Source organism: Streptomyces sp. WELS2, from assembly GCF_013870595.1.
In the GTDB taxonomy this organism is placed as follows: domain Bacteria; phylum Actinomycetota; class Actinomycetes; order Streptomycetales; family Streptomycetaceae; genus Streptomyces.
The window spans coordinates 1-2,343 of the sequence record NZ_JACBWZ010000900.1; the positions used below are offsets into that span (position 1 = coordinate 1).

A 2,343-nucleotide genomic window follows, 5' to 3' on the forward strand; every position below is an offset into this window, starting at 1 on the left:
TGCGCCGGCTGCGCGGCGCCAAGGCGGCCATGGTCTTCCAGGACCCGCTGTCCTCGCTCGACCCGTACTACGCGATCGGTGACCAGATCGCCGAGGTCTACCGCGTCCACGCGCGCGTGACACGCCGCGCCGCACGCGCGCGTGCCGTCGAGGTACTGGACCGGGTCGGCATCCCGGACGCGGCCCGCAGGGCCCGGTCCCGGCCGCACGAGTTCAGCGGCGGCATGCGCCAGCGCGCCCTCATCGCCATGGCCCTCGCCGGCGAGCCGGACCTGCTGATCGCCGACGAGCCGACCACCGCCCTCGACGTCACCGTCCAGGCCCAGATCCTCGATCTGGTGCACGCCCTGCGCGCGGAGACCGGCATGGGCCTGCTGCTCGTCACCCACGACGTGGGCGTGGCCGCCGAGAGCGTGGACGACATCCTCGTCATGCGGCACGGCAGAGCCGTCGAGCGCGGCCCGGTCGGCGCCGTCCTCGCCGCGCCCGCCGAGCCGTACACCCGCGAGCTGCTCGACGCCGTCCCGCGCGTGGACGCCCGCCGGACCGCTTCCCCGGCCACCGGCGAGGTCGTGCTGGAGGCCACCGGGGTGCGGCGCGAATTCGGGCGCGGGAAACGCGCGCTGGCGGCCGTGGACGACGTCTCGGTGACCGTGCGGCGCGGGGAGACCCTCGGCGTGGTCGGCGAGAGCGGCAGCGGCAAGACCACGCTCGGCCGCATGCTGGTCGGGCTGCTGGAGCCGACCGCCGGCGGGATCCGCTACGAGGGGCGCCCTCTGACCGGGGTGAACCCGGCCGTCCAGATGGTCTTCCAGGACCCCGTCTCCTCCCTCAACCCCCGCCGCAGCGTCGGCGAGGCGGTCGCCGACCCGCTCCGCGCGCGGGGCGAACGCGACGAGGAGCGCATCCGGGAGCGCGTGTCGGAGCTGCTGGAACGCGTGGGGCTCGACCGGGCGCACTACGACCGTTACCCGCACGAGTTCAGCGGCGGCCAGCGCCAGCGCGTCGGCATCGCACGCGCGCTCGCCGCCGAGCCGCGCGTCCTCGTCTGCGACGAGCCGGTCTCCGCGCTCGACGTCACCACCCAGGCCCAGGTGGTCGCCCTGCTCGGCGAACTCCGGCGGGAACTCGGCCTGGCGCTGGTCTTCATCGCGCACGACCTCGCCGTGGTCCGCCAGGTCAGCGACCGGGTCGCGGTGATGCGGCGCGGCCGGCTCGTCGAGTACGGGCCCGCCGACGAGGTATACGACAGCCCGCGCGAGCCGTACACCAAGCAGCTCCTGGCCGCCGTACCCGCGCTCGACCCGGAACTGGCGGCCCGGCGGCGCGCCGCCCGGCGCGAACCGGCGGCGGCCTAGCGCCCGGTGACGTGTCCGCTCCATCGGCGCTGTAACGTTTCGCGCCCGCGTGGTCACCCTGTGACGCATTAGCGCGCCCGAACGCGACCCGCACGCGAAAGTTACGAGCGTTCACCCCTTTTGGTGGTGCGACGGACAACCGTCCGTCGCGCCACCGCCTCGTCCCCTTACGTTCATCCCGCTGCGAGCCGCCGGCCCGAAGGCGGCTCCCCAGACGGGAGACCGGGGGTGTACACGTGCGCATAGGGCTGCTTACCGAACGTGGCCATCCGTATGTGGGCGGTGACGCCTGGCTCTGGTGCGAACGGCTGGTGCGCGGACTGGAGCAGCACGAGTTCGACGTCTACGCGCTCGGCCACGGCCCGCGCCAGGAGGCCGGAAGCCACCGCGCCCCGCTGCCACCGCAGGTCCGCCGGGTGCGCACGGCACCGCTGCGGACGGCCGAGGGGCCCGCCTACGGCCGACGCGCACGCCGGCGCTTCGCCGAGTGCTACGAGGAACTGGCCGGGGCGGTGTGCACGGCCGCCGGGGGCGTGCCCGGGGCGGGGGCGACGGACGGGTCCGGGAGCCTGGCGGACCGTTTCGGCAGCGCGCTGTACGGACTCGCCGAACTCGCCCGCGACCACGGCGGACTGGTCGGCGCCCTGCGCTCGGACATCGCCGTACGCGCCCTGGAGCGAGCCTGCCGCGCTCCCCGCGCGCTGTGCGCGGCGCACGAGGCGCGGGTCACCGACCTGCTCACCATCGCCGCACATCTCGAACGCGCCCTGCGCCCCCTCTCGCTCGACTGGTACGACGACGACGCCCTCGGCGCGGCCGACCTCTGCCACGCCACCACGGGCGGTCCGCCCGCCCTCTGCGGCCTGCTCGCCCGGCACTTCTGCGGTGTGCCGCTGCTCGTCACCGAGTACACCGTGCACCTGCGCACGCATTACCTGACCTCCGGCCCGCACACCGCCGCCCCCGCCGTGCGCGCCGTCCTCGC

General features: G+C 75.2%; 2 protein-coding genes. Both read left to right on the top strand.

The window, feature by feature from the left end; all coding sequences use genetic code 11:
* Nucleotides 1–1,358, top strand: a 1,358-nt coding sequence (locus H5J33_RS31470) for an ABC transporter ATP-binding protein (RefSeq protein ID WP_181798159.1), incomplete at its 5' end; no start/stop codon positions are given.
* A 236-nt stretch (nucleotides 1,359–1,594) separates the two neighbouring features.
* A partial coding sequence (locus H5J33_RS31475; RefSeq protein ID WP_181798160.1) for a DUF3492 domain-containing protein occupies nucleotides 1,595–2,343 on the top strand: 749 nt, incomplete at its 3' end.